27 protein-coding genes and 1 pseudogene are annotated in these 25246 nt (G+C 65.7%); 15 read left to right on the forward strand and 13 right to left on the reverse strand.

Features of this window, described 5'->3' with window-relative positions:
• Window positions 1-26 precede the first annotated feature (26 nt).
• Entirely contained in the window at window positions 27-779 is a 753-nt protein-coding gene (gene fabG / locus ACWPXK_RS19740) for a 3-oxoacyl-ACP reductase FabG (RefSeq protein ID WP_454197628.1), read from the reverse strand.
• A 135-nt stretch (window positions 780-914) separates the two neighbouring features.
• On the opposite strand from fabG, the gene ACWPXK_RS19745 reads away from it, so the two are divergent.
• A complete protein-coding gene (locus tag ACWPXK_RS19745) occupies window positions 915-1391 on the forward strand; it encodes an SRPBCC family protein (protein WP_454197629.1) in 477 nt (158 codons plus the stop codon).
• Between the two features lie 148 nt (window positions 1392-1539).
• Here ACWPXK_RS19745 and ACWPXK_RS19750 read toward each other — a convergent pair whose 3' ends face one another.
• A complete protein-coding gene (locus tag ACWPXK_RS19750) occupies window positions 1540-1722 on the reverse strand; it encodes a hypothetical protein (protein WP_454197630.1) in 183 nt (60 codons plus the stop codon).
• A gap of 253 nt (window positions 1723-1975) precedes the next feature.
• Between ACWPXK_RS19750 and ACWPXK_RS19755 the strand changes: the two genes are divergently transcribed.
• The 3 genes from ACWPXK_RS19755 (at window position 1976) to ACWPXK_RS19765 (ending at window position 3732) form a co-directional block, all read left to right on the forward strand.
• On the forward strand, window positions 1976-2596 hold the full coding sequence (locus ACWPXK_RS19755; protein WP_454197631.1) for a TetR/AcrR family transcriptional regulator: 621 nt from the start codon (window positions 1976-1978) through the stop codon (window positions 2594-2596).
• Complete coding sequence (locus tag ACWPXK_RS19760) at window positions 2593-3396, forward strand: SDR family oxidoreductase (protein WP_454197632.1); 804 nt, start codon at window positions 2593-2595, stop codon at window positions 3394-3396. Before ACWPXK_RS19755 ends, ACWPXK_RS19760 begins: the two co-directional genes overlap by 4 nt.
• A gap of 108 nt (window positions 3397-3504) precedes the next feature.
• Window positions 3505-3732 (forward strand): hypothetical protein, encoded by a 228-nt coding sequence (locus ACWPXK_RS19765; RefSeq protein ID WP_454197633.1) that lies wholly within the window; start codon window positions 3505-3507, stop codon window positions 3730-3732.
• Between the two features lie 52 nt (window positions 3733-3784).
• Here ACWPXK_RS19765 and ACWPXK_RS19770 read toward each other — a convergent pair whose 3' ends face one another.
• Window positions 3785-4252, reverse strand: coding sequence for a MarR family winged helix-turn-helix transcriptional regulator (locus ACWPXK_RS19770; protein ID WP_454197634.1), 468 nt, complete (start codon window positions 4250-4252; stop codon window positions 3785-3787).
• Window positions 4253-4385: 133 nt separating this feature from the next.
• Here ACWPXK_RS19770 and ACWPXK_RS19775 point away from each other — a divergent pair, with 133 nt between their 5' ends.
• Complete coding sequence (locus ACWPXK_RS19775) at window positions 4386-4853, forward strand: SPW repeat protein (protein WP_454197635.1); 468 nt, start codon at window positions 4386-4388, stop codon at window positions 4851-4853.
• A 211-nt stretch (window positions 4854-5064) separates the two neighbouring features.
• On the opposite strand, the gene ACWPXK_RS19780 is transcribed toward ACWPXK_RS19775, so the two are convergent.
• A complete protein-coding gene (locus ACWPXK_RS19780; protein WP_454197982.1) occupies window positions 5065-5424 on the reverse strand; it encodes a cupin domain-containing protein in 360 nt (119 codons plus the stop codon).
• Between ACWPXK_RS19780 and ACWPXK_RS19785 the strand changes: the two are divergent.
• Window positions 5360-5707: pseudogene (locus ACWPXK_RS19785) on the forward strand (class II aldolase/adducin family protein); the annotation flags it as partial. The gene ACWPXK_RS19780 and the pseudogene ACWPXK_RS19785 overlap by 65 nt on opposite strands.
• Window positions 5708-5733: 26 nt before the next feature.
• Window positions 5734-6621, forward strand: a complete 888-nt coding sequence (locus ACWPXK_RS19790) for a dihydrodipicolinate synthase family protein (protein ID WP_454197636.1) — start codon at window positions 5734-5736, stop codon at window positions 6619-6621.
• Window positions 6622-6964: 343 nt separating this feature from the next.
• Here the strand turns inward: ACWPXK_RS19790 and ACWPXK_RS19795 are convergent, their stop codons facing one another.
• The gene (locus ACWPXK_RS19795; protein WP_454197637.1) at window positions 6965-7513 is read right to left on the reverse strand and encodes an alpha/beta fold hydrolase; all 549 of its coding nucleotides are present in this window, start codon (window positions 7511-7513) and stop codon (window positions 6965-6967) included.
• A gap of 315 nt (window positions 7514-7828) precedes the next feature.
• Here ACWPXK_RS19795 and ACWPXK_RS19800 point away from each other — a divergent pair, with 315 nt between their 5' ends.
• Window positions 7829-8191 (forward strand): cupin domain-containing protein, encoded by a 363-nt coding sequence (locus tag ACWPXK_RS19800; protein WP_454197638.1) that lies wholly within the window; start codon window positions 7829-7831, stop codon window positions 8189-8191.
• Between the two features lie 53 nt (window positions 8192-8244).
• Here ACWPXK_RS19800 and ACWPXK_RS19805 read toward each other — a convergent pair whose 3' ends face one another.
• Window positions 8245-9423: a DUF3558 family protein gene (locus ACWPXK_RS19805; RefSeq protein WP_454197639.1), complete on the reverse strand. Its 1179-nt coding sequence runs from the start codon at window positions 9421-9423 to the stop codon at window positions 8245-8247.
• Window positions 9424-9954: 531 nt separating this feature from the next.
• Here ACWPXK_RS19805 and ACWPXK_RS19810 point away from each other — a divergent pair.
• A complete protein-coding gene (locus tag ACWPXK_RS19810; protein ID WP_454197640.1) occupies window positions 9955-10356 on the forward strand; it encodes a hypothetical protein in 402 nt (133 codons plus the stop codon).
• Between the two features lie 191 nt (window positions 10357-10547).
• Here the strand turns inward: ACWPXK_RS19810 and ACWPXK_RS19815 are convergent, their stop codons facing one another.
• The 4 genes from ACWPXK_RS19815 to ACWPXK_RS19830 all read right to left on the reverse strand — a co-directional run bounded on the left by ACWPXK_RS19815 (window position 10548) and on the right by ACWPXK_RS19830 (window position 13041).
• Complete coding sequence (locus tag ACWPXK_RS19815; protein ID WP_454197641.1) at window positions 10548-10946, reverse strand: hypothetical protein; 399 nt, start codon at window positions 10944-10946, stop codon at window positions 10548-10550.
• Between the two features lie 134 nt (window positions 10947-11080).
• Window positions 11081-11452: a hypothetical protein gene (locus ACWPXK_RS19820; protein WP_454197642.1), complete on the reverse strand. Its 372-nt coding sequence runs from the start codon at window positions 11450-11452 to the stop codon at window positions 11081-11083.
• Window positions 11449-12369: a carbon-nitrogen hydrolase family protein gene (locus tag ACWPXK_RS19825; RefSeq protein WP_454197643.1), complete on the reverse strand. Its 921-nt coding sequence runs from the start codon at window positions 12367-12369 to the stop codon at window positions 11449-11451. Before ACWPXK_RS19825 ends, ACWPXK_RS19820 begins: the two co-directional genes overlap by 4 nt.
• A gap of 39 nt (window positions 12370-12408) precedes the next feature.
• Window positions 12409-13041, reverse strand: coding sequence for a TetR/AcrR family transcriptional regulator (locus tag ACWPXK_RS19830; RefSeq protein ID WP_454197644.1), 633 nt, complete (start codon window positions 13039-13041; stop codon window positions 12409-12411).
• Between the two features lie 228 nt (window positions 13042-13269).
• On the opposite strand from ACWPXK_RS19830, the gene ACWPXK_RS19835 reads away from it, so the two are divergent.
• The 3 genes from ACWPXK_RS19835 (at window position 13270) to ACWPXK_RS19845 (ending at window position 16473) form a co-directional block, all read left to right on the forward strand.
• Window positions 13270-14424, forward strand: a complete 1155-nt coding sequence (locus tag ACWPXK_RS19835) for an MFS transporter (RefSeq protein WP_454197983.1) — start codon at window positions 13270-13272, stop codon at window positions 14422-14424.
• A gap of 127 nt (window positions 14425-14551) precedes the next feature.
• Entirely contained in the window at window positions 14552-15418 is an 867-nt protein-coding gene (locus ACWPXK_RS19840) for an alpha/beta fold hydrolase (RefSeq protein WP_454197645.1), read from the forward strand.
• A 569-nt stretch (window positions 15419-15987) separates the two neighbouring features.
• The gene (locus ACWPXK_RS19845; RefSeq protein WP_454197646.1) at window positions 15988-16473 is read left to right on the forward strand and encodes a hypothetical protein; all 486 of its coding nucleotides are present in this window, start codon (window positions 15988-15990) and stop codon (window positions 16471-16473) included.
• Window positions 16474-16641: 168 nt separating this feature from the next.
• On the opposite strand, the gene ACWPXK_RS19850 is transcribed toward ACWPXK_RS19845, so the two are convergent.
• On the reverse strand, window positions 16642-22299 hold the full coding sequence (locus ACWPXK_RS19850; RefSeq protein ID WP_454197647.1) for an IPT/TIG domain-containing protein: 5658 nt from the start codon (window positions 22297-22299) through the stop codon (window positions 16642-16644).
• Between the two features lie 63 nt (window positions 22300-22362).
• Here ACWPXK_RS19850 and ACWPXK_RS19855 point away from each other — a divergent pair, with 63 nt between their 5' ends.
• Both ACWPXK_RS19855 and ACWPXK_RS19860 read left to right on the forward strand, forming a co-directional pair.
• Complete coding sequence (locus ACWPXK_RS19855; protein WP_454197648.1) at window positions 22363-22872, forward strand: hypothetical protein; 510 nt, start codon at window positions 22363-22365, stop codon at window positions 22870-22872.
• Window positions 22873-22905: 33 nt separating this feature from the next.
• A complete protein-coding gene (locus ACWPXK_RS19860; RefSeq protein WP_454197649.1) occupies window positions 22906-23244 on the forward strand; it encodes a hypothetical protein in 339 nt (112 codons plus the stop codon).
• Here ACWPXK_RS19860 and ACWPXK_RS19865 read toward each other — a convergent pair.
• Both ACWPXK_RS19865 and ACWPXK_RS19870 read right to left on the reverse strand, forming a co-directional pair.
• The gene (locus ACWPXK_RS19865; RefSeq protein ID WP_454197650.1) at window positions 23208-23549 is read right to left on the reverse strand and encodes a hypothetical protein; all 342 of its coding nucleotides are present in this window, start codon (window positions 23547-23549) and stop codon (window positions 23208-23210) included. The two genes, ACWPXK_RS19860 and ACWPXK_RS19865, sit on opposite strands and share 37 nt — an antisense overlap.
• A 284-nt stretch (window positions 23550-23833) precedes the next feature.
• Window positions 23834-24520 carry an alpha/beta fold hydrolase gene (locus tag ACWPXK_RS19870; protein WP_454197984.1) on the reverse strand — a complete coding sequence of 229 codons (687 nt, stop codon included), beginning with the start codon at window positions 24518-24520 and terminating at the stop codon, window positions 23834-23836.
• Between the two features lie 344 nt (window positions 24521-24864).
• Between ACWPXK_RS19870 and ACWPXK_RS19875 the strand changes: the two genes are divergently transcribed.
• The gene (locus ACWPXK_RS19875; protein WP_454197651.1) at window positions 24865-25236 is read left to right on the forward strand and encodes a hypothetical protein; all 372 of its coding nucleotides are present in this window, start codon (window positions 24865-24867) and stop codon (window positions 25234-25236) included.
• Window positions 25237-25246 lie beyond the last annotated feature (10 nt).

Here is a 25246-nt window from a genome sequence, read left to right on the forward strand (position 1 = left end):
GGACGGGCGTCGATGCGACCGCGCGGTCAGTTGGTGGGGCCGCCCGCCACGTAGATCACCTGTCCGGAAACGAAACCCGCGCCTTCGCTGACCAGGAACGACGCGGTGTGCGCGATGTCCTCGGGACGGCCGACGCGCTGCACCGGAATCTGCGCGGCGGCGGCCTTCTGGAAGTCCTCGAAGGAGACGCCGACGCGGGCGGCGGTGGCCGCGGTCATGTCCGTGACGATGAATCCGGGCGCGATGGCATTGGCGGTGACGCCGAACTTGCCCAGCTCGAACGCCAAGGTCTTGGTGAAGCCCTGGAGACCCGCCTTGGCCGCCGAGTAGTTGACCTGGCCGCGGTTGCCGAGCGCCGAGGTGCTCGACATGTTGACGATGCGCCCCCACTGCTGCTCGACCATGTATTTCTGGACCGCGCGGGTGAGCAGGAAGGCGCCGCGCAGGTGCACGTTCAGCACCGCGTCCCAGTCGTCGACGCTCATCTTGAACAGCAAGTTGTCGCGCAGGATGCCGGCGTTGTTGACCACGACGGTCGGTGCGCCGAGTTCGTTCTCCAGCTGCTGGACAGCAGCGGCGACCGACTCCTCGTTCGACACGTCGGCGCCGAGCGCGACTGCCTGCCCGCCCGCCTCGGTGATCGCTCGGACGGTGTCGGCGCAAGCCGCCGCGTCCAGATCCAGCACGCCGACTCGAAATCCGTCCGCCGCCAATCGCGTGGCGATCGCCGCACCGATTCCGCGCGCGGCGCCGGACACTACTGCAACTCGCTCGCCCATGAGCGCATCCCTTCGTCGATCTGATGTCGGGTTCAGTCATACCGCACCGGGTAGGTCGTGGCGGTGACGAGAGCAATTCCGGCAGTCTCGAGCAGAAGGCTTGCTCAGCGGTTGGCTCGATGTTTCGATCGGCACGTGACCGACCAGACCGAAGTTCCTCGCATTGTCAGCGCCAGCCGTGAAATCGCCGCGGGTGCGGCAGAAATCTTCGAGCTCATCGCGAATCCGTCCCAGCAGCCACGCTGGGACGGCAACGACAACCTCTCGGCGGCCGCGCCGGGGCAGCGGGTGCGGGCGGTGGGGGAGGTGTTCAGCACGACGCTGACCACCGGGGCCGTGCGCGACAACCACGTGGTGGAGTTCACGGAAGGCCGCCGCATCGCTTGGCGTCCGTCCGAACCGGGCAAGGAGCCGCCCGGTCACCTGTGGCGCTGGGAACTGGAACCGGTGGACGACGCTCGCACCCTGGTCACCCACACCTATGACTGGACTTTGCTGACCGACGAGAAGCGTCAGGTCCGCGCCCGCGCGACCACCTCCGAGAAACTGCTGGCATCCGTCGTCCGGCTCGCCGAACTCGCTGAAAGTCAGGCGATTTCATCGCGGCAGTGAACGATGTCGTCGCGGGGTCGTCGTGGGGGAGGCCCCGCGCACGAGGATGGCGCCGCTCAGCGCGCTGCTGAGCGGGCTCGCTATTGCCATCTATGACGCGATGAGCGGCATGTCCGACTGTGCGCGACTTTCCGCTTGATCGGCAACCTCAGATGCAGAAGCTGACACCGACCGACCCCAGCGGGACGTTGAGGCATATCACCACCGGGCCCAACGCGTTGGTGGTCGGTGCGGATGAGGCCGGAGCGGCCGATGCTGCCGGAGCGACGAGGGCGCCGACGAACAGGGTGATGGCGGTTGCGGCAATCGCCTGAGCGGCTTTGGTAAACATGATGACGTTCCTTGGCTGAGCGATTAGTGCGACCGAGTCAGTGGTGACTCTTCTCCGATCATCCGCCGATGTGGTGGCGTAAACAAGGCCGTGGCCGGTGCGAACCGCTCCCTTCGCAACTCTCCAGCGATGGTCTCCATAGCTGGCAGAGGCACACTGTCCACAAAATAAGCGGGGATGGCGAATTTGTAGCAAGTCATCCATTCGCCTAAAACAATTAGCCGGTTGTAAAATTATGGCCTAGTGTGTGCTGGTGCCCGCTCACCGAACCCCCGATCCCGACCATCGCGTCCGTGATGCCGATCGAACGAAACGCTGCCTGCTCGAGGCTGCTTTGGAGGAGTTCGCCGCACGGGGTTACGCGGGCGCTCGGGTCGGCGATATCGCCGAGCGCGCGGGCGTCAACAAGCAGCTGATCACCTACTACTTCGGCGGCAAAGAAGGCCTTTACCAGGCGGTGCGGCAACGCTGGCTGGAGCGGGAGTCCGCGATCAGCGACCCGGCGCTGCCGCTGGCGGAGGTGGTCACCAACTATCTGCGCGAAGCGCTGCACGACCCGCGCGGCGTTCGATTGCTCATGTGGCGGGCACTGTCCGATGTCAGCCCCTCCGTCGACCAGCCGCTGACCGCGGACGACATCGCCGACACCAGGCGCCGCCAAGAGCGCGGCGAGATCGCCGCCGATCTCGACCCGGCTGCCCTTCGCCTGGCTTTGCTCGGGATGGTCGCCGTACCGGTGCTGCTATCCGGCCAGGTTCGCGAGTTGTTCGGCATGGATGCGCGGTCGGCGGAGTTCGAGCGGCATTACGGCGAACAGTTACGCCGCATTCTTGCCCACCTCAGCGATTCCCGTTCCGAAGGAGAAACGTCATGACTTACCTGGTCACCGGTGCCCGCGGCATTGTCGGTCGCACCGTCGTCGATCAGCTGCTCGCGGCCGGAAAGCCGGTGCGGGCGGCCAGTTCTCGACCTGACCGCGCGGCCGCCCCCGCCGGGGTCGAACTGGTCGGACTCGACCTGACCGATCCACACTCGGTCTCCGCCGCGCTCGACGGGGTGGACAAGATCTTCTACTACGCCGCGCGCGAGGGCCTGGACACCTTCATCGACGCCGCGAAGTCGGCCGGTGTCGCGCACATCGTGCTGCTGTCCTCGCTCGCGGCGGTCAGTGACCAGAACCCGATCGGCGCAATGCATCTCGCGGTGGAGAACCCGCTGCGCGAGTCGGGTCTGCCGCTCACCATCCTGCGGCCGGGCGCCTTCGCGGCCAATGCCCGCACCTGGTTTTCCAGTATCAGATCCGAGCGCGTTGTCCGTGTGCCTTTCCCGGGCCTGCAGTTGACTCCGATCCACGAAGCCGACCTTGCCGCCGCGGCCATCACCGCACTCGACGTCCCCGGCCACGCGGGCAAGATCTACCCGCTCACCGGACCCGAGTCCCTCTCGCACCGGCAGCAGGTCGACGCCATCGCCGCCGCCCTCGGAGAACCCGTCGACCTGGTCGAGCTGACCCACGAGGAGGCGGCCGATTTCTACTACCGCCCGGTGCTCGATCTCTGGGCCGCGGCCGGAACCGAACCGAGCCCGGTCGGCCCCACCTCCGAATCGGTGACCGGCACCCCCGCCCGCACCTTCGCGCAGTGGGCCGTCGACCACCTGGACGACTACCGCTGACGGCCGCCGCGGCACGCCGGAGCGACCGAGCGGCCGCACCGGCGAGGCCGCGCGTGCGGCCCGTATCGGCGGGTACCCCGGCGTCACAGGGACTCGAGGAGGGCCACCATGTCAGCGCAACACCGCAGATATCTCATCCTTCTGGATCCAGGGTCCAGCGGCGGCGACGCCACCCCGACGGCCATTCGGAGGAACTTCTTCGAGTGGCTGGAAACCACCGATGCCCAGGTCGACCAGGACGGCGGCGCCAATCGGCTGGTCATCTCCGCTGCGCTGGAAGTAGCCGAACGAATCAAAGACCTCGACTACGTCCTCCGTGTCGAGCCGTACGCGTAGCGGCGGGGTGCGCCTGCACGGATCCCGCCGCCCAGCAGCGCGAACACCCGGCCTATGCCCGAACCGGGCAATACTCACCCGCCTGCGGTACCGCTGGGGGATCGATCAGCGCGCTGATGAGAGGCACCAGCCGCTGAAGCTCTTCCAGGTGTGTGGCGCTGAGCCGGGCCAGGATTTCCTGGCCCGCCTCGGTCAGGGTGAGGTGGACGACCCGGCGGTCCTTGCCCTGCCCTCGGTTGCGGGCGACGAGGCCGAGTTGCTCGGTGCGATCGATCAGTTGCACCACGCTGTGGTGCCGGATGTCCAAATATCCAGCGACTTCTCCGATGCTGGGCCCGTCCGGGCCGGAATGCCCTCGGATCGCCAGCAGCAGCTGGTGCTGAGTGTCGGTAAGTCCAGCCACGGCTGCCCGCCGCTCACTCCCGCGCAGGAACTGGCGAAGCCCGGCTCGGAACGCCAGCAGCCTCGAATACTCCTGGTTGGTGAGGTGTTCCGGCGATGACATGGACCCATGTGTCATAGAGTGATAATATCACAGAATGATATATATCCGAGGTGGTGACAAGGATCGGCGCAGCGTTCCGCCGTGACCGATCGCAGGCCGCCCCGGCTCGAGAGTCTCGATTCGTGCACTTGTCCGAAGGGTGGAAACCATGACCAGTGAGACCGTGAGCATGAGCCGGCATCCCGACATCGTGGAGTTGCGGGAGAAGTACGAGCTCGCCTCGGAGGCGCCGGCCGCCCAGGTGGTTGCCGGCTGCATGTTCCTGACCGGGCTCTACATCGCGATTTCTCCATGGGTAGTCGGATTCAACGGGTTCCCGACCTTGACCGGGAACAACCTCATCGTCGGCATCGCCCTCGCGATGCTGGCTCTCGGGTTCGCCTCGGTGTACGGACGGACCCACGGCATCGTCTGGGCTGCTCCGCTGATCGGCGTGTGGACGATCGTCGCTCCCTGGGTCGTCAGCGGCGATGTCGACACCGCATCGACGATCTGGAGCAATGTCGTCGCCGGCGCAGTCGCCGTACTGCTCGGTCTCGGCTCGATGCTCCTCGGGATGAGGCGGACCGGACGACTGATGGGCCAAGGGCCTTCCGCAGGGGCGACTCGGCCGTAGCAACAGTCCAGGCTTGCGTCGGAGGCTCCCGCAGCGAGATGGGCAGGCTTTTGGATCACCACGCCCACCACGCGAATCCCGGGAGCCGGAAGCCCCACGTGGCGGCCAACCCAGTCCGGGATCAGGTGGCGGCGAACCAGTGTTGTTCGCGGCCACCGGCGACCCGGGACCTCCGGGTTCGGAATCATATGCTCCGGAGAGACTGACCTCCTCATTCGGCGACGACGACCACCAATTGCGCTCGTTCGGGTGAGACCGACCGGATCCGGTGCGGGGTGGTGGCGGCGAAGTAGAGGCTGTCGCCTTCGGTCAGGGTGATGACCTCACCCGGCACCGTGACCTCGACCGTGCCTCTGTGCACGAAGACGAACTCGTCACCGGTGTGCGTCAGATAGTCTGCGCCCTGCTCGGTGGTCGGCCGGACGAGGAAGGGCTGCATGGCCTTCCCGGCTACCCGGGTTGCCAGAGCATGGTAGTTCGCGGCCGGCGAGGACAGGTCGGGCAACGACGACTGCGCGTTCCTGCCGGACTGGCCGGGTGTCCCGATCGGCAACGAGGAGGGCGAGATCATCTCCGCCGCGCTCGGCGACAAACGGGCGATTCTGCTGGCGCATCACGGGCAGCTGGTCGTCGGCTCGACCATCGAGGAAGCGTGCACACTGGCACACCTCATCGAGCGTGCCGCCCGTCTGCAGCTGCTGGCGATGGCCGCGGGCGAGATCAAACCGCTGCCGCCGCAACTGGCCGCGGAGGCGCACGACTGGACGCTCACGCCCCGGCGCAGCCAAGCGAACTTCGCCTACTACGCACGCAAAGCCCTGCGTAATCACCCCGACGCGGTCGAATCCGCCTGAGGCCACAGAAAAAGGACTCGAAACCCATGACCGACACCACCATTTCCGGCATCGTCGCCTACCCGGTGACGCCCTATTCCGCCACCGGTCAGGTGGACACCGCCAGGCTGCGAGCACTGCTCGACCGGATGATCGCCGCCGGTGTCGACGCGATCGCCCCGCTCGGCAGCACCGGTGAAAGCGCCTACCTCGACCGGGCCGAATGGCAAGCTGTCGCCGGCACCTCGGTAGAGCACACCGCGGGGCGGGTGCCGACCGTCGTCGGCGTCTCCGATCTGACCACCGACGGCACGATCGAACGTGCGCGCTACGCGGAGGCGGCCGGAGCCACCGCGATCATGGTCCTGCCCATTTCCTACTGGCCGCTCACCGAGAACGAGCTGCGCACGCACTTCACCGCCGTCGCCGCATCGGTGCGCATCCCGGTGATGGTCTACAACAACCCGGCCACCACCGGCATCGACATGTCACCGGAGTTCCTGGTCGGCCTCGTCGGGCACACCGGCAACATCCGGATGATCAAGGAATCCAGCGGCGACATCGAGCGCATGCACCGAATCCGCGAACTCGGCGGCGGCGCCATCCCGTTCTTCAACGGCAGCAACCCCTTGGCGCTGCGCGCATTCCAGGCAGGCGCGGCCGGATGGTGCACCGCGGCACCATGTCTGGTACCCGGCCAGGTCGTCGACCTCTGGCGACACCTACGCGCCGGCGAAGCGGATCAGGCCGCAGAGCTGTTCACGCGCCTGCAACCCCTCCTGACCATGCTGGTCAGCAGGGGCCTGCCCAGCACCGTCAAAGCAGGTCTGCGTTCCCTCGGGCTGGAAGCGGGTGACCCCCGCAGACCGCTACTGCCCCTGGAACCCGACGCGACACGAGAACTGACCGCCCTGATCGACCGCGTGCGCGGCTGAGGCGCGGGGAAACCGAGCTGCTTCTCGAATCGGTGGGGTGGCTGCGGACAGATACAGGTGTTCGTCTGGCAGCGAATGGGAATTCAAATCTCAGAGGACCTTCCCGTGCGGAGACTCGAGGAGAACGACCATGAACGAGCTGGTGTGCATCGATTGCTGGCGCCGTGACAACCTCAGCTTCGCGCAACGACTGGACCCCGCATTTGTCACTCCCGGTCCTGTGCACCGGTGCGCCATGCACCGGACCCTCCGGGACGATCTTCTCCGCGGACCCGGGAACATGTCGCAGGCCGCGTAGCCGCCGGTCGGCCGCCCACGTTCGCAATGACCCGGCGGTCGGCCGTCATATCTCCGTCGCCAGGAGCTCGCCAAGGTGCTGGTCGATCTGCGGCATGTAGGTTGGCGAGACCGCAAACAGGCCGAGGTGTCCCATGACGTCCTCGACCACGCGCAGCTCGCTGCCGGACACCATCTGCTGACGCGTGAGGTCGGCGACCACGTCGGTTTGTGACTTGTACTCGCCGTTCGACCAGCCAGGATCGGACCAGATGGCCTCGTTCAGCGTCTCAGTGAAGAGACAGTTGTGGGGCGTGTTTCGGGCGGTGCCGGCGATCGGTGCCGCGCGCAGCACCTTGTCGGGAAACCGTACCGCCCACTCGTAGGCTTGTTGCGCGCCCATCGACCCCCCGACGACCAGTGCGAGCGTCTCGATACCGAAGTGCTCGCGCAGCAGCTGTTCTTGGGCTGCGACGTCGTCGCTGATGCGTACCTTTGGGAACTTCGACATCGCGATGTCAGAGCTGGGCCCGTCGGCGTTGTGCGGTGAGGTCGACAGGCCGTTGCCGATCTGGTTGACCCCAGACGATGAAGTACTTGGCCGGGTCCAGAGCATGGTCCACGCCGATGTAAGCATCGCGGAAGGTCTGATGCGTGCCGGAATACCAGGTTGGCACGAGGATCGCGTTGTTGCACCGCGGCCCGGCGGGCATGTATGTCCGGCGCACCGGACGAACACCCACGAAGTGTCCGGCGGGAAGTGGTTCAGGATCGGTCCCGTGCCACGTCACGGTGGAAGTCGTCGAAGCCGCGCGGTGCGACACATCTGCTGGTATCCGAGAACGTGACGTTTGCCGTCGGCCATGAGTGCTATCCGGTAACTGCAGCAGGAGAAAGGGGGTCCGATGGTCCATATCAAAGGAGAACAGCCATGTCTGATCTGGTGCGGCAGAGTTTCGAATCACCCGAGGAGACCAGGCCTTTCGAGCAGGACAAAGGCAGAGTCGATCTCGTCAACCTGGACCGCGGCCCGGTGGGCCGGGCGATCTTCGAACCCGGTTGGCGGTGGTCGGTTCATGTCAAGCCGATAGCCCAGACCGACAGCTGTCAAGCGGCCCACATCGGCTACTGCATCTCGGGTCGGATGGTGGTAGCCATGGACAACGGCGAGCAACAGGAATACGGGCCCGGCGACTTCATGATCGTCCCACCCGGCCACGACGCATGGACCGTCGGAAATGAACCCTGCGTCATGCTCGACTGGCAGGGCTTCGCCGACTACGCCAAGCGGTAGGCGGGCCAGCGATCGAGAAGTGTCGGGTTGGCCTGGGACGCCGGGGAGCGCGGTCAGTCCGCGGCACGCACTGCGGCGGTACTGAAATCATCGACGTCGGCGCAGGCATCGAACGGAAGCGGCGGCCAGCTGCCGTCCGTCGGGTGATCGGGATCGCCGTACTGAGCGAGAGGGACCGCGGTCCAATCGATCGCAAGCCCGATGAGATGACCGTTCATGAGGCCGTCGCTACTCGGCCGGTACGTCAGGCTGACGCCGCAACGCGACGGGACAGGACCGTACACGTTCGAACGGAGAATAATCCCGTTCAGGCCCGCAGCCTGGTAGGGGCCGTTGCCCGGTCCTGGCGATGCCTTCTGCTCCACGTCCAAGCGAAACCGCAGCTCGACCTGCAGGTTGTATTTCGCGCCTGGTTTGCCGAAACCCAACTGGCAGTGATACGGGCCGACCCACCTGACCGAGTTCAAGGTCCAATCGCTGTATCGGGTTTCTACCGCGTCTCTGGCCGCACACGGATCCTTGCCATACAGCACCTTCCCGTCGGCCGGTTTATCGCGGGGCGTAAGGTTGTCCAGCCGATCGACGATCTTGCTGACGTAATTCTTTTCTACATCGCATTTTTCAGGCCACGGCGTATTCTTCGGCGCACCGTCGGGCGGGACCTTGCGCAGCCGCAACCGGTGCGCGTAGCCGGTGTGCCCGGCAGGCACGTAGTAATAGCATGTGTCGGCGAAAGTAGGATCATCAGCCAGGTGGGAGCGGTAGATCGTATGACCGTTGACCGTTTCGGCCTTGTCCCGCGCACGGTCATCGTCGTCGTATACCTCGCCAAGTGACAGTTCGAACAGGTAGAACGGATCCTTCGAGGCGGGTTCGCCAACGTGATCGCCTACCCTGAGTTGGCACCCGGCGAGCCCGCGCCCCTCACGTATTACCGACTTCGCTCCAAGATTCATCGACTTCAACGGCTCATGGTCCAACATCGAGCACGGATCGGTGGCGCGGATCCTGGCCATCAGTGGCTCAGCGTCGGGACTTGTGACGATACTGTCGTGCTTGCCCACCGAACTGCCGGTGGTGGATGGCGTGGAAGTCGTCATTTCGGCTGGCTTTGTACTGGTGCTGCTCGCCGTTACCGGGTTCCCGGTGGCGTTCTTCCCGCAGCCGGTCGCCGCGCCCACCGCACAGACGATTGCCAGCACGGTTGCTGCGGCCAAGGTACGGAGTGTCATTACGTCCTGTCGCAATCTCGCCCGGCTTGGAGCTTTTCAGTTCTACAGTGTGGGTCTGTAGGGCACTGCACACCGGCAGACGCAGCCATCCAACCGCACATGTTGTTGTCGAACAACCGAATCGCCAAATGTCTGCCCATCGGCAGGCGCAGACCGGCGTTGCGAAGCAGCGGGTTTCTGCCAAGGCGGTGTAGTCCGTGGCGAGGCCACGGGCCGAGCGGAGTTGGGTAGGCGGCCAGCAGCCTGTTCGATGCGGCCCTACACTCGACGCACACGCACGCTTCAGACGGAGGTGATCGGCGGTTGAATCCCATGGATCCGCGCGACCAGCACACCACACGTTATGAATCCGGTTATCAACCGGGGAATTACCGTGATCCTGGGTACGGCCAAGATCGCGGGTACAGCCAAGATCACGGATACAGCCACGGCTCCGGATACGGCCAAGGTCACGGATACAGCGCATATCAGCAGTCCGATCCTCCGGACCGGCAGTCTCGGCCACATCAGGGCCCAGATGTCAACATCGGCATGTTCGTCGGTGGTGTGATCGCGGCGGCCGTGGTGACCGCCCTGGCGGCCTGGCTGTGCGCCTGGATCATCGAAATCATCGCCACCCGGGTCACCGAGACCGGCGAGTTCGGGGTGTGGAACCCGATGGCGCAAGATGCGTACTGGTTCGCGGTGGTGGCCTTCATCTGCGCACTGTTGGCCGGGGTGCTCTGGTTTCTGCTTCGCCTGGGCACTCCGTCACCGGAATTGTTCTTCGGCTGGATCGTGGGAATCCTCACCGCCGCGGCGGTGATCATTCCACTGGCACTGTCCAGTCACCTCTGGGTGGGTATCTCCACCGGGATCGAACACCTGGTGATCGGGCTCCCGATCCTCAGCCTGGTGCGCATGGTGGGCGCCAAGAGCATCGTGCCCGAGTGATGCACGGTCAGCGGAGCACTAGCAAGCGTTGGGCGTGATGGCCGCGGTGACGACGTTCCCGCGACGGCCCGCCGGGCAGTACGAGACGCAGTCACTCCGGCCGCCTGCTCGAACGCTGCTGCAACCACATCAACGCTCTGCTGCTGTGCCCCCGGAGGTCCGGACGGCCGGACGAACCCTCAGGATCGATGTCAGGGGCTGCGCGACGGCCGTTCCGGGTCAGCACCCTGCTGCGTCTCACCTGACTTCGAGTCCGGATCGACCTTATCCGCGCGCTTCCACTCCTTGTCCAACTCGGTGCGCGAATCCGCCGCCTCGCTGTGATGCATGTGCGCCTGCTGGGCAAGCTGCTCGGCTTGCGCCACCTTGGCCTCGCCTTCCGCCTTTGCCGCCCGGCTCCTCGCGGCAGTCTCGTCAGCCCGCGCCTTCCGCTGAGCGACCTCGACTTCCCGTTCCGCCGCGCGGTCACGGATACTCTGAGCCTCGATCCGCTGGCGTTCGCGCCGTTTGCGCATCAACACCCACACGGTGGCCAGCAAGATAACCAATGCGGCGACGATAATGATCACGATCAGAATGGTGGTGCTCATCTTTCGACTCCTCGCACTCTCCCCCCTTTACCCTAACGCCACTCGATCGCCCCCGAACTGCGAAAATGCACGGGCCCGCCGGGCAACCAGCCGGCCGGGCGGTACCCCCAGGCACGGTGCGGTGTCGCGGGTGGTCAGCCGATGATGGCAACCGCTGTCAGGCCGCCACTCGTTGCGAGGAAGGCGATCATGCTGGTCGCTCGGTAGCCGAGGGTCCGGGTGAGGTCCTCGCGCCAGGCGAGTGGAAGGAATAGGGCTGGATTCAGCCAGGTGCCGAAGACGACGACCGCCGCTGTCCAGGTGGGTAGCTCGGGAGCGGCGAGGCCGATCGCGACGAGTATCAAGCCCATCATGATGAAGTCGATGTGTGCCTGGAGCAGTCGTCGCGGCGCGATGATTCCGAGCCGTCGTGCCAGATCGGGTCCGGCCAGCTGGATGACCACGATCCATCCCAGCATGGCTCCGAATGCCAGTTCTATCAGTCCGATCCGGGCGAGGGTGTTCATCGGGTGCCGCCATGGCGCGCGTACCAGCGGTGGCCGTGTGTGCGTTGGTAGGTCCATGCCAATGCGGGAAGTGGTCCGCGGCGATGGAGCCAGAAGCGGTTCGGCGGCTGCTGTTGCGGTGGTTGGGCGCCGGGAACGATGTCACCGATCACGTATCCTTCTCCCTGGCTGTGGTGCCGTTGTGCGATGACGTGACCGTGGGTGTCGGTGATGGCGGTGCTGCCCTCGAAATGGCCGCGGTAGCGCAGCGGGAACCAGGGGGTGGGGCAGTCGAGTGGGCCCGCGTGCGCGGCGTGTACGACCGGTGCTCCGACGTAGCGTGCGAAGCTGATGGCGGCGGTCCGCGCCGTTGCCTCGTTGCGTGCTTCCATCAATCGGAACAGCGGTGCGGGCTGCCAGGCGGGAATCGACCACCAGCCCGAGCCTGCGAGCACCAAATCCACCCGGCCACGCAGTCGGTGCGCGGTCTGCGTGCGCATCAATTCCCAGCACAGTGCGACCCCGATGCGATATCCGGGGGCGGTGAGCACGCCATCGTCGGTGCCGCCGATGTAGAAGCTGTTCTCCCACATGGTCGGCAGATCCTTGTCGTGGCGGCCGAGGATGCCGTCGGGTCCGGCGAGCAGGTAGGCGTTGCGGACGTGGCCGTCGCGGTCGCGACACAGAAACGATCCGCCGATGAGGATGTCGTGTCGGGCAGCGAGGTCACACAGCAGCTTGGTGGCCACACCGTCCGGTGGTAACGCCGCAGCCGGCAACCGGTCGTCGAACCCGATGCCGGTGGTGAAGAACTCCGGCAGCGCGACGATTTCGGCGCCGTCACCGACCGCGGCCGTCGCCAGCCGTTCGCAGGCGGCCAGATTGGCGTCGATGTCGGCCGGCACGGCCGTCAGTTGAACTGCTGCTACACGTACCATTCTTGAACGGTACTACAAAACTGAACGAGACTACAAGAATTATGTGGTGAGGCCGCGCAGGAGGATCTCGCGTCCGATCGCCAGCACTCGACGGAGCTCGTCGGTGTCCAGGGCCAGTCGATCCGGCCGCATGTGCAAGGCGAGGACACCGTTCCACGAACCCCAGAGGAAGATCGCGGTGCGCTGTGGGTCAGGGCAGGCAATGGCTCCGGTCGCGGCGGCGCGCACCAGAGCGTCCGCCACATCACCGACCAAGGCTTCGACCTTGTCGGCAATGCGTCCTTCGACCTCGCTGGCGATATCGCCGGGAGGAACATCGAGCACCCGCAGTGCGATCATGCGGAAGTACCCGGGGTTCTCCAGGTGGAAGCGGCAGTAGGCGTCACTGGCTGCGAGTAGTTCCTCGATGGGACTTCGCCCTTGGCCGTATGCCTGGGCCATCGCCTGTTCGTTCACCGTCAACGCGCGTTCCACCAGCGCCAAGTAGAGGCGTTCCTTGTTTCCGTAGTGGTGGTAGATCGACCCGACCGCGATGTCTGCCTCGGCGGCGATGGCGTCCATGCTGACGGCGTGGTAATTGCCCTCGGTAAACAGTTTCTCCGCGGCATCCAGAATGGCTGCGGTGGTGCGCGCAGTCCGCCGATCCATGCGACGCTGCCCAGGTTCTGCCATCCGGTCAGGGTATCGACCCCTCGGCGACCCGGAGTTCGTGCGTGCCGCGGCGGAACCGCAGGCCGGAGCCCGTCGCCTTTCAGGGCGAGGCATCGCGTAGTGATGCTGGCGGCGGGCACTGACTATATTCCCGCATGTCTAACCATTTATATCACATTGACAGGTTAGTTCCACGGCGGCCAGTCTTTAACCATCAAAATCTATTTTGACAGTTAGAGAGTGGTGAGTATGCGGCGCGAGCAGATTGCCTGGGCGGGCTTGGCGGCCATGACGGTGTCGTTCGGGCTGAACTTCTCCATGGGAGTGTTCTTCGCGCCCACCGCCGCCTCGTATGGGGTGAGTGCGACGGCGTTGGCCGTCGCCGCCGCTCTCGGCACGACGGTGACCGGGCTGGCGCAGCCGCTGGTCGGCGGCCTGCTGGATCGGGTCGGTGCGAAGCGGGTGCTGATCGGCGGTCTGACGCTGATCTCGGCAAGTTATCTTGTGCTGGCGGTGGTGCGTACGACGTGGGAATTCGTCACGGCCTACGTGCTTCTCGGTGGGATCGGGTTCGCATCGTCGTCCACGCTCACGGTCACCACCCTGATCGGGCGGACGCTCGACAATCAGGTCGGTCCGGCGCTTGCCAGGGCGGCTGTGGGAATCAACCTGGGGCAGCTGATCGCGCCATGGGTTGCCACAGCTCTGTTCGAGCCCGTAGGTGTTCGCGTCACCTATGCGCTCCTCGGCGGTGTCGGGCTGGTGGTCACTGGTGTGCTGTGGTGGGTGTTGCCTGCCGATCACATCGCCGGCGTCGCACGCCGAGCCGAGTCATTGGCCGGTCGGGGGCGGGTGCTGATCTCCTTCGGTTTGCATTCAGCGACCCTCTACGTGGTAATCCTGATGCTGCCCGAACACGCGGTCGAGACCGACTGGTCGATCGCCGGGGCCGGTCGCCTGGTGGCCGTCGCGGCATTGGCGGCGGGTCTGACATCGGCGGCGATGGCGCGACTGCAGCGCTGGTACCGACCTGAGGCCCTGCTGCGGATCCTCTATGGGATGCGGATAGTCGCGCTGACCCTTGCCGTGTGCGTTCCCGGCCCAGGCGTGCTCATCGCGGTCGCGGCCGTGTTCGGCGCGGCCTCGTTCCCGGTCGTCCCCTTGACCATGGCGATCATTTCCCGCGGCCTCGACCCAGCCCGGATGGGCCGGACCTTGGCTCCCGCATGGGTGATCCATCAGCTCGCCGCGGCCGCCGGTCTGGCGGCCGCCAGTGCGATCCATGCCCGAACAGACAGCTACCGAGGCTATTTCGCACTCGGTCTCGCCTTCAGTATCGCCGCCGCGCTGTTGATCGTCCCGGTGCGCAAACCCGCAACCGGGCTCGTCACCAGTGCGGCGTGACCGTCCATGATTCCTGCTCGGCCGATTCGTACTCGGCACTCCTGCCACGCCGTCCTCGTCGAGGTCATCCGCTGACCTGCGATCGAACCCAAATGTCCGTTCCATCAACATAACTAGGAGAATCCCAATGAACGTAGTGCGTCACAACACCGTCGAGATCCAGGGTCTGCCGGTCTTCTATCGCGAGGCGGGAAATCCGGACAAGCCGACACTCGTCCTACTGCACGGCTTTCCGACCAGTTCGGCGATGTTCCGCCAGCTGCTGCCGCAGCTGGCCGCGGATTTCCATCTGATCGCACCGGACCATATCGGTTTCGGGCAGTCGGCCATGCCGTCCGTGCTCGCCTTCGACTACAGCTTCGAGAAGCTCACCGAGATCACCCTGGAACTGTTGGACACCTTGGGCATCCACCGGTTCGCCCTCTACATTCAGGATTACGGCGCGCCGATCGGGCTGCGCATCGCCTCCCGCAATCCGGACCGCATCACTGCGATCATCACCCAGAGCGGCAACGCCTACCTGGAGGGCTTCACCCCGTTCTGGGAGGTACTGTTCGCACACGCCAACGACCGTGCGGCGCACGAGCCCGAGGTGCGCAAGCTGCTCGAACTCGACGCCACGAAATGGCAGTACACACACGGCGTTCCGGCCGATCGGCTGGCGCAGGTCAGCCCCGACACCTGGACCTTGGATCAGCACTACCTGGATCGTCCGGGTAACAAGGAGATCCAGCTCCAGCTCTTCGCCGACTACAAGCTGAACCTCGACCGCTACCCGGAGTTCCAGAAGTACTTCGCTGAGCACCGGCCCCCGGTCCTGATCACCTGGGGCGAGCACGACGAGATCTTCGGCGCCGACGGCGCCCGCGCCTACCTGCGCGATCTGCCGGACGCCGAACTGCACCTGCTGGATACGGGCCACTTCGCCCTGGAAACGCACGGCTCCGAAATCGCCGCACTGATCCGCGACTTCCTGGGCCGCAAGCTCGCCTGACCGACGCAGAGCGAGCCGGCCGACATCGCGCTGGGGCGAAACCGCGCTGGGCGCACAATAGAGACGGGGCATGCTCAGGGATGGGCATGCCCCGCTTCGGCGCCTGGGTCCACGTCCAGCTCGTCGAGCCGGTGCGGATTATCGGCTGCCCGATCCTGTCGATCCTGGCCAGACGATAACGGTCGAGCGAACCGGGCAGCAGATGTCAGCACAGCATGGACCGAGATCGCCCCACGACGTCGGACTTCAGTCCTTGACGCCGACCGGGCAAGCCTCGCGTTCCCGCTCCAGAGCCGGTGTCACCGTCGCGCTGTGCGTGCGGCTGCTGGTGCTGATAGCGATTGCGGTCGTACTCCTCGCGATGTGAGTTCGCCCAGCGACGGGATCTCGGCGGGCTGGAACAGTTGCCGTTGCCGCCGGATCAGCGGTAGAGCTGAGATCCTCAGAGCTGTAACGACTTTCGGTCCCGGCCGAGGAGATCATCAACAGCATTTATTCCGGATGTTACAGTGATTTCACTAACGCACTACTGTGGTAACAACGGCTGCTGGTGGCCCGACAAACCGGACATGACTTTCAATCGGAAACAGCTGCAACAGTTTTCGGCCCGCGCCGGTGTCATCGCAGCGGTGACCGCCGCCGGGATGGTCGGGCTCGCAGCGCCATCTACCGCCATTCCGCATGACCCAGGCTTTCCGTTCTCGCCGACCCTGACTCGCCTGGTTCCGACCAGCTGCTCCGCGATCATCGACGCCGTCACCGTGCGGCAGGAGAAGCCCGGCACGTTCGGCGTGCGGGTGAAGGTCACCCAGACCGGGGACAGCTGCTCGGACTGGAAGGTCGCTGTGCGCTTCAAGAACCTGGATACCGGGTACGCGGACGGGCAGCAGCACCGCGTCGTGAACGGTGTCGTCCAGAACACGGCGGACGGCGTGATCGTCGGTTTCGGCACGGCGCCGGGCGTCGGCCGGGTGGAGGCTCGGATCGTCGCGCTGGACTCGAACGACAGGGAGATGGAGCAGATCTCGGGTACGGCGACATTCACACTGAGCTGAGAGCGGGTGCCGTGTCCAGTGATCGCTGGACACGGCACACTCGGCGGTCGGTTACCGTGCAGGATCAGCATGGGACGGGATGCGCGCCATTTGCCGTGTGGCCCACGGCCGGGTTGAGAAAACTGGGCCGTCGGCAATACCTGCCGACGGCCCAGTTCGCATCACGCGTTAGACATAGATGAAGCTGAGTCCATTACTCGTTCCTCCTGAGGTCGTGACGGTGACTTGCACGGTTCCCGTCCCTGCGGGCGAGACGGCCGTGATCTGCGTGTCGGAGTCGACGGTGAACGAGGCTGCCGGTGTGGCGCCGAAGTCCACCGCGGTCGCTCCGGTCAGGTTCGTTCCGGTGATAACGACTGTCGTGCCGCCTGCTTGCGGGCCGGTGTTGGGTGCCAGCGAGGTGAGCGCGGGCGCCGGGGTGTAGGTGAAGGCGATGCCGTTGCTGGTTCCTCCTGGGGTTGTGGTGGTGATCAGCACGGTTCCGGTTCCTGCCGGTGCGACTGCGGTGATCTGGGTGGGTGAGTCGACGGTGAACGACGTCGCTGGTGTGGCGCCGAAGTCCACTGCTGTGGCTCCGGTCAGGTTCGTGCCGGTGATGGTGACGGTGGTTCCGCCTGCTTCCGGTTCGGTGGTGGGTGCCGCTGTGGTGAGGGCCGGTGCCGGGGTGTAGGTGTAGGCGATGCCGTTGCTGGTTCCTCCTGGGGTTGTGGTGGTGATCAGCACGGTTCCGGTTCCTGCCGGTGCGACTGCGGTGATCTGGGTGGCGGAGTCGACGGTGAACGACGTCGCTGGTGTGGCGCCGAAGTCCACTGCTGTGGCTCCGGTCAGGTTCGTTCCGGTGATGGTGACGGTGGTTCCGCCTGCTTCCGGTCCGGTGGTGGGTGCCGCCGTGGTGAGGGCCGGTGCCGGGGTGTAGGTGAACGCGATGCCGTTGCTGGTTCCTCCTGGGGTTGTGGTGGTGATCAGCACGGTTCCGGTTCCTGCCGGTGCGACTGCGGTGATCTGGGTGGCGGAGTCGACGGTGAACGAGGTTGCCGGTGTGGCGCCGAAGTTGACCGCTGTGGCTCCCGCCAGACTCGTGCCGGTGATGACGACTGTCGTGCCGCCTGCTTCCGGGCCAGTGGTGGGTGCCGCCGTGGTGAGCGCGGGAGCCGCAATGTAGGTGAACGCGACGCCGTTGCTGGTTCCACCCGCTGTCGTGGTAGTGATTTGCACGGTTCCCGTCCCCGCCGGTGCGACTGCCGTGATCTGGGTGGCGGAGTCGACGGTGAACGAGGTTGCCGGTGTGGCACCGAAGTTGACCGCTGTGGCTCCCGTCAGGCCCGTGCCCGTGAGCACGACTGTCGTGCCGCCTGCCGCCGGGCCGGTGTTGGGTACCGCCGTGGTCAGGGCGGGCGCCGCGATATAGGTGAACGCGACACCGTTACTGGTTCCACCCGCGGTGGTCACCGTAGCCTGAACGGTTCCGGTCCCCGCCGGGGACACTGCCGTGACCTGGGTGGCCGAGTCGACGGTGAACGAGGTTGCCGGTGTGGCACCGAAGTTCACCGCGGTGACGCCGGTCAATGCCGTGCCGGTGAGCACGACGGTCGTGCCGCCCGATTCGGGGCCGGTGTTGGGCACCGCCGTGGTGAGGGTGGGCACGTCGACGAAGGTGTAGATGACGCCGTTGGTGGTTCCACCCGGGGTGGTGGCGGTGATCGCCACGGTTCCGGTCCCCGCTGGTGCGACGGCCGTGATCTGAGTGGCCGAGTCGACGGTGAACGAGGTTGCCGGTGTGGCACCGAAGTTCACCGCTGTGGCTCCGGTCAGGTTCGTGCCCGTGAGCACGACTGTCGTCCCGCCGGACACCGAGCCGAGATTCGGCGCCGCCGTGGTCAGGGTGGGCGCCGCGAAGTAGCTGAACGCGACGCCGTTGCTGGTTCCACCCGCGGTCGTGGCAGTGACCTGCACCGTGCCGGTCCCGGCCGGGGAGACGGCGGTGATCTGGGTGTCGGAGTCGACGGTGAACGAGGTGGCCGGTGTGGCACCGAAGTTCACCGCGGAGGTCGTGGACAGCCCTGTTCCGGTGAGGACCACGATCGTGCCGCCCGATTCCGGACCCTGATTCGGAACCACCGTGGTGAGGGCGGGTGCCGGAATATAGGTGAAGGCCAGGCCGTTGCTGGTTCCACCCGGTGTCGTGGCGGTGACCTGCACGGTCCCCGTCCCGGCGGGCGAGACGGCGGTGATCTGGGTGGCGGAGTCGACGGTGAACGACGCTGCTGGTGTGGCACCGAAGCTCACCGCGGTGGTTCCGGTCAGTCCCGTGCCCGTGAGGACCACCGTGGTGCCGCCTGCGGCTGGGCCTATGTTCGGTACCAGTGCGGTGAGGGCGGGTACCGGGATGTAGGTGTAGGCGACGCCGCTGCTGGTTCCGCCTGGGGTGGTGACCGTGAGTTGCACGGTTCCGGTGCCTGCGGGGGCGAGGGCGGTGATCTGGGTGGCGGAGTCGACGGTGAACGAGGTGGCCGGTGTGGCACCGAAGTTCACTGCTGTCGTTCCGGTCAGACCAGTTCCGGTGATGATCACCGTCGTTCCACCGGTTGCCGGGCCGGTATTCGGAACCACCGTGGTCACGGCGGGTACCGGAATGTAGGTGAAGGCCAGGCCGTTGCTGGTTCCGCCCGCGGTGGTGGCGGTGACTTGCACGGTCCCGGTCCCGGCCGGGGAGACGGCGGTGATCTGGGTGGCGGAGTCGACGGTGAACGAGGTTGCCGGTGTGGCACCGAAGTTCACTGCTGTCGTTCCGGTCAGACCGGTGCCGGTGAGGACGACTGTCGTTCCACCCGCTTCCACACCGGAATTCGGTACCAGCGTGGTGAGGGTAGGCACCGCGACGTAGGTGTAGGCGACCCCGTTGGTGGTTCCACCGGGGGTTGTTGCGGTGACCTGCACGGTCCCGGTTCCCGCGGGGGCGACGGCGGTGATCTGGGTGGCGGAGTTGACGGTGAACGAGGTTGCCGGTGTGGCACCGAAGTTCACCGCGGTGGTTCCGGTCAATCCGGTGCCGGTGAGCACGACTGTGGTGCCGCCGGTGACCGGTCCGGCGTTCGGAACCACCGTGGTGAGGGTAGGCACCGCCACATAGGTGTAGGCGACACCATTAGTGGTTCCACCGGGGGTCGTGGCGGTAACCTGCACCGTCCCGGTCCCCGCCGGCGCCACAGCGGTGACCTGGGTATCCGAGTTGACGGTGAACGAGGTTGCCGGTGTGGCACCGAAGTTCACCGCACTGGTTCCAGTCAGCCCCGTGCCGGTGAGCACGACCGTGGTGCCGCCGGTGACCGGTCCGGCGTTCGGAACCACCGTGGTGAGGGTAGGCACCGCCACATAGGTGTAGGCGACACCGTTGCTGGTTCCACCCGCTGTCGTGGCGGTGACCTGAACAGTTCCCGTACCCGCCGGTGCGACTGCGGTGATCTGGGTGGCGGAGTTGACGGTGAACGAGGTTGCCGGTGTGGCACCGAAGTTCACCGCTGTCGTTCCGGTCAATCCGGTGCCGGTGAGCACGACCGTGGTCCCACCGGTGACCGGCCCGGCGCTCGGTACCACCGTGGTGAGGGCAGGCACCGCCACATAGGTGAAGGCGACCCCGTTACTGGTTCCACCCGCTGTCGTGGCAGTGACCTGAACAGTTCCCGTACCCGCCGGGGAGACGGCGGTGATCTGGGTGGCGGAGTTGACGGTGAACGAGGTCGCTGGTGTCGCGCCGAAGTTCACCGCAGTCGCTCCGGTCAGATTCGTACCGGTGAGGACGACCGTCGTGCCGCCGGTCACCGGGCCCACATTCGGCACGACCGTGGTCAGAGCGGGCGCCGCAATGTAGGTGAACGCCACGCCGCTACTGGTTCCACCCGCAGTGGTCACCGTCAGTTGCACGGTTCCCGTCCCCACCGGAGAGACAGCGGTGATCTGGGTGTCGGAGTTGACGGTGAACGAGGTCGCCGGTGTGGCACCGAAGTTCACCGCGGTGGCTCCGGTCAGACCGGTTCCGGTGATGACGACTGTCGTGCCGCCGGTCGCCGGGCCCGTGTTCGGCACCACTGTGGTGACGGCGGGTACCGGAATGTAGGTGAAGGCCAAGCCGTTGGTGGTTCCACCGGGGGTTGTTGCGGTGACCTGTACGGTTCCGGTCCCGGCGGGGGCGATGGCGGTGATCTGGGTGGCGGAGTTGACGGTGAACGAGGTTGCTGGTGTGGCACCGAAGTTCACCGCAGTCGCTCCGGTCAATCCGGTGCCGGTGAGCACGACTGTGGTGCCGCCGGTGACTGGTCCGACGTTCGGTACCAGTGAGGTGAGAGTAGGCACCGCGACGTAGGTGTAGGCGAGACCGTTGCTGGTTCCGCCTGCGGTGGTGGCGGTGACTTGCACGGTTCCCGTTCCAGCGGGAGCGATGGCGGTGATCTGGGTGGCGGAGTTGACGACGAACGACGCTGCCGGTGTGGCACCGAAGTTCACTGCTGTCGTTCCGGTCAATCCCGTGCCGGTGAGCACGACTGTGGTGCCGCCCGTCACCGGACCGACGTTCGGTACCAGGGTGGTCAGGGCAGGTACGGCGACGTAGGTGAAGCCGACGCCGTTGCTGGTTCCGCCGGGCGTGGTGGCGGTGATCTGGACTGTCCCGGCCGCGCCCGCGGGAGCGAGGGCGGTGATCTGGGTGGCGGAGTTGACGGTGAACGAGGTCGCTGGTGTGGCACCGAAATTGACCGCGGTGGTTCCGGTCAGGTTCGTGCCGGTGAGCACGACGGTGGTGCCTCCGGTCACCGGGCCGAGGTTCGGCACCGCTGTGGTCAGGGTCGGTGTCGCGACGTAGGTCAGGGGCAGAGCGTTGGTGGTTCCTCCGGCGGTGGTGACGGTGACCTGCACGGTGCCGGTCCCGGCGGGGACGACGGCGGTGATCTGGGTGTCGGAGTTGACGGTGAACGAGGTCGCTGGTGTGGCACCGAAGTTGACCGCGGTGGCGGTGGACAAACCGGTTCCGGTGAGCACGACCGTGGTGCCGCCGGTGGTCGGGGCGGTGTTGGGGGAGAGGCTGGTCAGGCTCGGGACTCCGGCGTAGGTGTAGGAGACGCCGTTGCTGGTTCCACCCGAACCGGTGACCGTGACCTGGACCGTCCCGGACCCGGAGGGTGCGATGGCGGTGATCTGGGTGGGGGAGTTGACGGTGAAAATGGTGGCGGTGTTACCGAACCGTACCGTCAATGGACCGGTGAACCCGCTGCCGGTGATGACGACATTGTTGCCGCCCGCCGCCGGGCCCGCGGTCGGGGAGATCGAGGTGATGGTCGGGACCACCACGTAGACGAAGGTGACCGGGTTGCTGGTGCCGCCCGGGCCGGTGACGGTGATCGACACGATCCCGCTGCCGGGAGGCGATACCGCGGTGATCTGGCTGTCGGAGTTGACCGTGAACGAAGCCGCCGGTGTGGCACCGAAATTCACCGAGGTGACACCGGTCAGACCCGATCCGGTCAACGTGACCGTGGTCCCGCCCGCGGTGGAGCCTTGGCTGGGGCTGACGCTGCTCAACGAGGGAACAGCGACATAGGTGAACGGAACCCCGTTGCTGGTGCCAGTCGTGGAGGTGGTCACGGTGACCAACACCGTCCCGGACAAATTGGCCGGAGCGATCGCGGTGATCTGCGTGGGCGAGTCCACCGTGAAAGAGGTTGCCACATTACCGAACTTCACGCTCGTGACAATCGGGACGAACCCCGTACCGGTGATCGTCACAGTCGTATTGGCGGGCCCTGATGTGGGGGAGATGGAAGTGATGGTAGGCATCGCGCTGCCTCCTCGTTGCCGTGGTGATGGATCTTCTGCACCGGGGGGTGCCCGACTCGCTCAATGGCCCGGCTACTTTCCATTAACATTCCGGGACCGACGCCGTGGCAACGAATCTCGACTCCGATTTCGTCCGTTTTCGGATCGACCACGATCAAGACCGAGAATTCGGTTGGAACCCTGCAGGTCTGGCAGGCCAACGCCGGTGAGCTGGACCGCCACCTCAAACGACTCATCGCGTTGGGCCTGCGACGAAAAACCAAGCGGCACAAGATAATCCTGCGCGCGATGATGCAGATCGCGGTTCGCCACGGCGCGGTGGAGACCAACCCCGTCGACCGGGTCAGCCCTTTCGGGCGGCGCCGCAACCCCGCCCGCGGCAAGGTGCAAGACCAGGACACCTTGCCGGCCTTCCGCGCCCAGATCCGAGCATGGGCCAACGGCGAGGCGATACCCGGCACCCCCGCCTACACCTGCGGACGGCCCGCGAGACTGGACCGTGGTCTAGGTCGTCGACGTGATCACCGGCACCGGGATGCGCCCGCACGAGGTCTTCGCCCTGCTTCTCGATGACATCAATCTCGAGCCCCCGAGCTCTACGTCGACGTGACCGGGACCTTGGTCGAGGTGAAAGGGAAGTGGGTACGCAAACCCGCGCCGAAGTCCAACAACGGCTGGCGACGCATCCTGCTACCGGCCCATACTGTCGAGGCGATCCGCGAGGCGATCAAGGACCTGGAGACGTCTGGCTGCGGCAACCTTATGGGACTGCTGTTTCCTGCCCGCAACGGCTCGGTGCGCAACCCGAACAACTTCGGGCGCACCTGGCGTGCCGCGCGCGGGGAGAACTTCGCCTGGGTGAATCCCCGGACCTTCCGCAAAGGCGCGGCCACCGCCGTCGACCACGCCTACGGCGACCCCGAGATCGACCTGCGGAAACGGTGATGATAGAAGCAAAGGGCCGGTTCGAGTTCAGCACCACCACCGTTTGCGGCAGAACCGACCTGTCCGCCGTTGCGATCACCGAGTCGGTGAAGCGCTATCTCAACGATCGGCAAGCGATCATCGCGTGGGAAACCATGCGTCACAACGACATCGAGGCGCTGCGCCAGCAGATCGGCGCGATCGAAACACGGGCCGCGGAAGAGATCGCCCGCCATCGCGCCGATCAAGCCGCTGAACTGCTCGAGATCAGCACGAAGCAAGCCCGGCAGCTGATCAACGCCGCACGCGCAACCGGCGCTCGACACGTGCCGAGCGCATCAGCGAAGAACACCGCCACACCGAACGTGCAGCAACAGGATTCTCAACAGGCCGCTGCGAACCCCGATCCGAAACCGCCCACCCGCCAGGCCGCCGAACACATCCACGCTAACCCGACCATTACGCTGCAGATCCCGACCCGACAACCCTGGCCCGCGAATCCCGCCGGATGGCGGCATACAGCTCCTTCACCAGCAAGCCGAGTGCCGGAATCGGATCTGTCGGATGGGCATGCTGCTCGAATCCAGCGACAGAAGTTCGCGGCAGGGGTTCAGGCCCCGGCCGCGAACTCTTGGAGGATCTGCGTCAGCGACGCTGAATCCTGCATCATCGGCAGGTGCCCGGTCGGCACCTCACGGCGGAATTTGGGGTCGAGTTGGGCGGCATACTTTCGTTGCGACGCGATGGGGAACTCCCGGTCGACCGTGGTCGTGACGTATCCGCTGCGGGCCGGGAGCGTGCGCGGCGACACACCGTCCCGATAGAGGCGCTGCGATTCCGGTTCAAATTCCGAAACGATGCGCGCGATGTCGGCGTCGCCGAGCCCCGCGCACAACCCGGAGCGGATCATCTTCTCGGGAGGTCGGGTTCCGGCGAGCCGCATGATCAGGCCGACGATATAGCGTTGTGGCGCAGGCAGTGCACCGAGGAATGACGTCCCGGCGGCGGGCACTGCAGCGGCGACGCCGATCAGGCCGTCGACGCGCTCAGGTGCTATCGCAGTGATCTCGCTGGCCACGACGCCGCCGATAGAGTGAGCCACGATCGTGAATGGCCCATCGGGCGCTTGTGCCAGAGCGGTGTCGGCGTAGTCGCGGAGGGTCGCGTCGCCCCGCTTCGGGTAGACAGCGACTACCGATTCGATGGGCAGGGAAGCTCGAACGTCGTCCCAGATCCAGGCTGGAAGCCCGGCACCGCTGAGGAAAAGGATCGGTGTTGTTTGCGGTCTTGTGCTCATCTGCGCTCCTTGGACGGCTCGGCTGCGCTCGCAACAGTAAACAGCTGGTCCGACACACACGGCGGTCCTGTATCGGTGGGCGAGAGCGGTGGTGCTCGTCGATGACGGTTTGCAATAGCCCGGCTCGAGCTGCAGCGCGATCCCGTAGGGGTTGTGGCGAGCGTGGATTGTCGGTGTGAGCTGCAAGTTCGGCGACTCGATCGACTCGAGCCCCGCCCGAGGTTCGGCACTTACCACCTCGCGGCGGGCATCTGAATTCGTGGCACATCGACTGCAGGAAGATCGGCTCCGGATGCGGAGACCTGTGTTAGCTTGTGCTGCAGAGTGTTCGGGAGGGATTGGTTGTGGATCCGCTGACCGTCATAACCACCGCATTGATTGCGGGAGCTGCTGCGGGGGGTACTGAGGCCGCATCCATGGCTGTGCGCGATGCATATACCGCGTTACGTGATCGCCTCAGCGGCGGCGCTGATTCCCGAACCATCACGGTGATCGAGGCGAACGAGGCAGCGCCGGGTAGCAATATCGGTGAGCTCGAAGAGACGCTGAGCCGTCATCGTTCGATGGAAGATCGTGAACTGCAGGCCGCCGCGCAAACTCTGCTGTCGCGGCTGCCTTCCGATCGCGTCGACCATGCTCGGACCCGGATCGACTTGCGTCGTGCCCGGGGTGTGCAGATCGGCGACCACAGCACCCAACACAACACCTTCGGCTGACACCGAGCTC

Source organism: Nocardia sp. Marseille-Q1738, from assembly GCF_965283145.1.

Coding starts and splice junctions, on each gene's coding strand:
- fabG (WP_454197628.1), bottom strand. CDS start 779: ATGGGCGAGCGAGTTGCAGTAGTGTCCGGCGCCGCGCGCGGAATCGGT.
- ACWPXK_RS19750 (WP_454197630.1), bottom strand. CDS start 1,722: ATGTTTACCAAAGCCGCTCAGGCGATTGCCGCAACCGCCATCACCCTG.
- ACWPXK_RS19760 (WP_454197632.1), top strand. CDS start 2,593: ATGACTTACCTGGTCACCGGTGCCCGCGGCATTGTCGGTCGCACCGTC.
- ACWPXK_RS19765 (WP_454197633.1), top strand. CDS start 3,505: ATGTCAGCGCAACACCGCAGATATCTCATCCTTCTGGATCCAGGGTCC.
- ACWPXK_RS19770 (WP_454197634.1), bottom strand. CDS start 4,252: ATGACACATGGGTCCATGTCATCGCCGGAACACCTCACCAACCAGGAG.
- ACWPXK_RS19775 (WP_454197635.1), top strand. CDS start 4,386: ATGACCAGTGAGACCGTGAGCATGAGCCGGCATCCCGACATCGTGGAG.
- ACWPXK_RS19780 (WP_454197982.1), bottom strand. CDS start 5,424: ATGATCTCGCCCTCCTCGTTGCCGATCGGGACACCCGGCCAGTCCGGC.
- ACWPXK_RS19790 (WP_454197636.1), top strand. CDS start 5,734: ATGACCGACACCACCATTTCCGGCATCGTCGCCTACCCGGTGACGCCC.
- ACWPXK_RS19795 (WP_454197637.1), bottom strand. CDS start 7,513: ATGCTCTGGACCCGGCCAAGTACTTCATCGTCTGGGGTCAACCAGATC.
- ACWPXK_RS19800 (WP_454197638.1), top strand. CDS start 7,829: ATGTCTGATCTGGTGCGGCAGAGTTTCGAATCACCCGAGGAGACCAGG.
- ACWPXK_RS19805 (WP_454197639.1), bottom strand. CDS start 9,423: ATGACACTCCGTACCTTGGCCGCAGCAACCGTGCTGGCAATCGTCTGT.
- ACWPXK_RS19810 (WP_454197640.1), top strand. CDS start 9,955: ATGTTCGTCGGTGGTGTGATCGCGGCGGCCGTGGTGACCGCCCTGGCG.
- ACWPXK_RS19815 (WP_454197641.1), bottom strand. CDS start 10,946: ATGAGCACCACCATTCTGATCGTGATCATTATCGTCGCCGCATTGGTT.
- ACWPXK_RS19820 (WP_454197642.1), bottom strand. CDS start 11,452: ATGAACACCCTCGCCCGGATCGGACTGATAGAACTGGCATTCGGAGCC.
- ACWPXK_RS19825 (WP_454197643.1), bottom strand. CDS start 12,369: ATGGTACGTGTAGCAGCAGTTCAACTGACGGCCGTGCCGGCCGACATC.
- ACWPXK_RS19830 (WP_454197644.1), bottom strand. CDS start 13,041: ATGGCAGAACCTGGGCAGCGTCGCATGGATCGGCGGACTGCGCGCACC.
- ACWPXK_RS19835 (WP_454197983.1), top strand. CDS start 13,270: ATGCGGCGCGAGCAGATTGCCTGGGCGGGCTTGGCGGCCATGACGGTG.
- ACWPXK_RS19840 (WP_454197645.1), top strand. CDS start 14,552: ATGAACGTAGTGCGTCACAACACCGTCGAGATCCAGGGTCTGCCGGTC.
- ACWPXK_RS19845 (WP_454197646.1), top strand. CDS start 15,988: ATGACTTTCAATCGGAAACAGCTGCAACAGTTTTCGGCCCGCGCCGGT.
- ACWPXK_RS19850 (WP_454197647.1), bottom strand. CDS start 22,299: ATGCCTACCATCACTTCCATCTCCCCCACATCAGGGCCCGCCAATACG.
- ACWPXK_RS19855 (WP_454197648.1), top strand. CDS start 22,363: ATGGCCCGGCTACTTTCCATTAACATTCCGGGACCGACGCCGTGGCAA.
- ACWPXK_RS19870 (WP_454197984.1), bottom strand. CDS start 24,520: ATGAGCACAAGACCGCAAACAACACCGATCCTTTTCCTCAGCGGTGCC.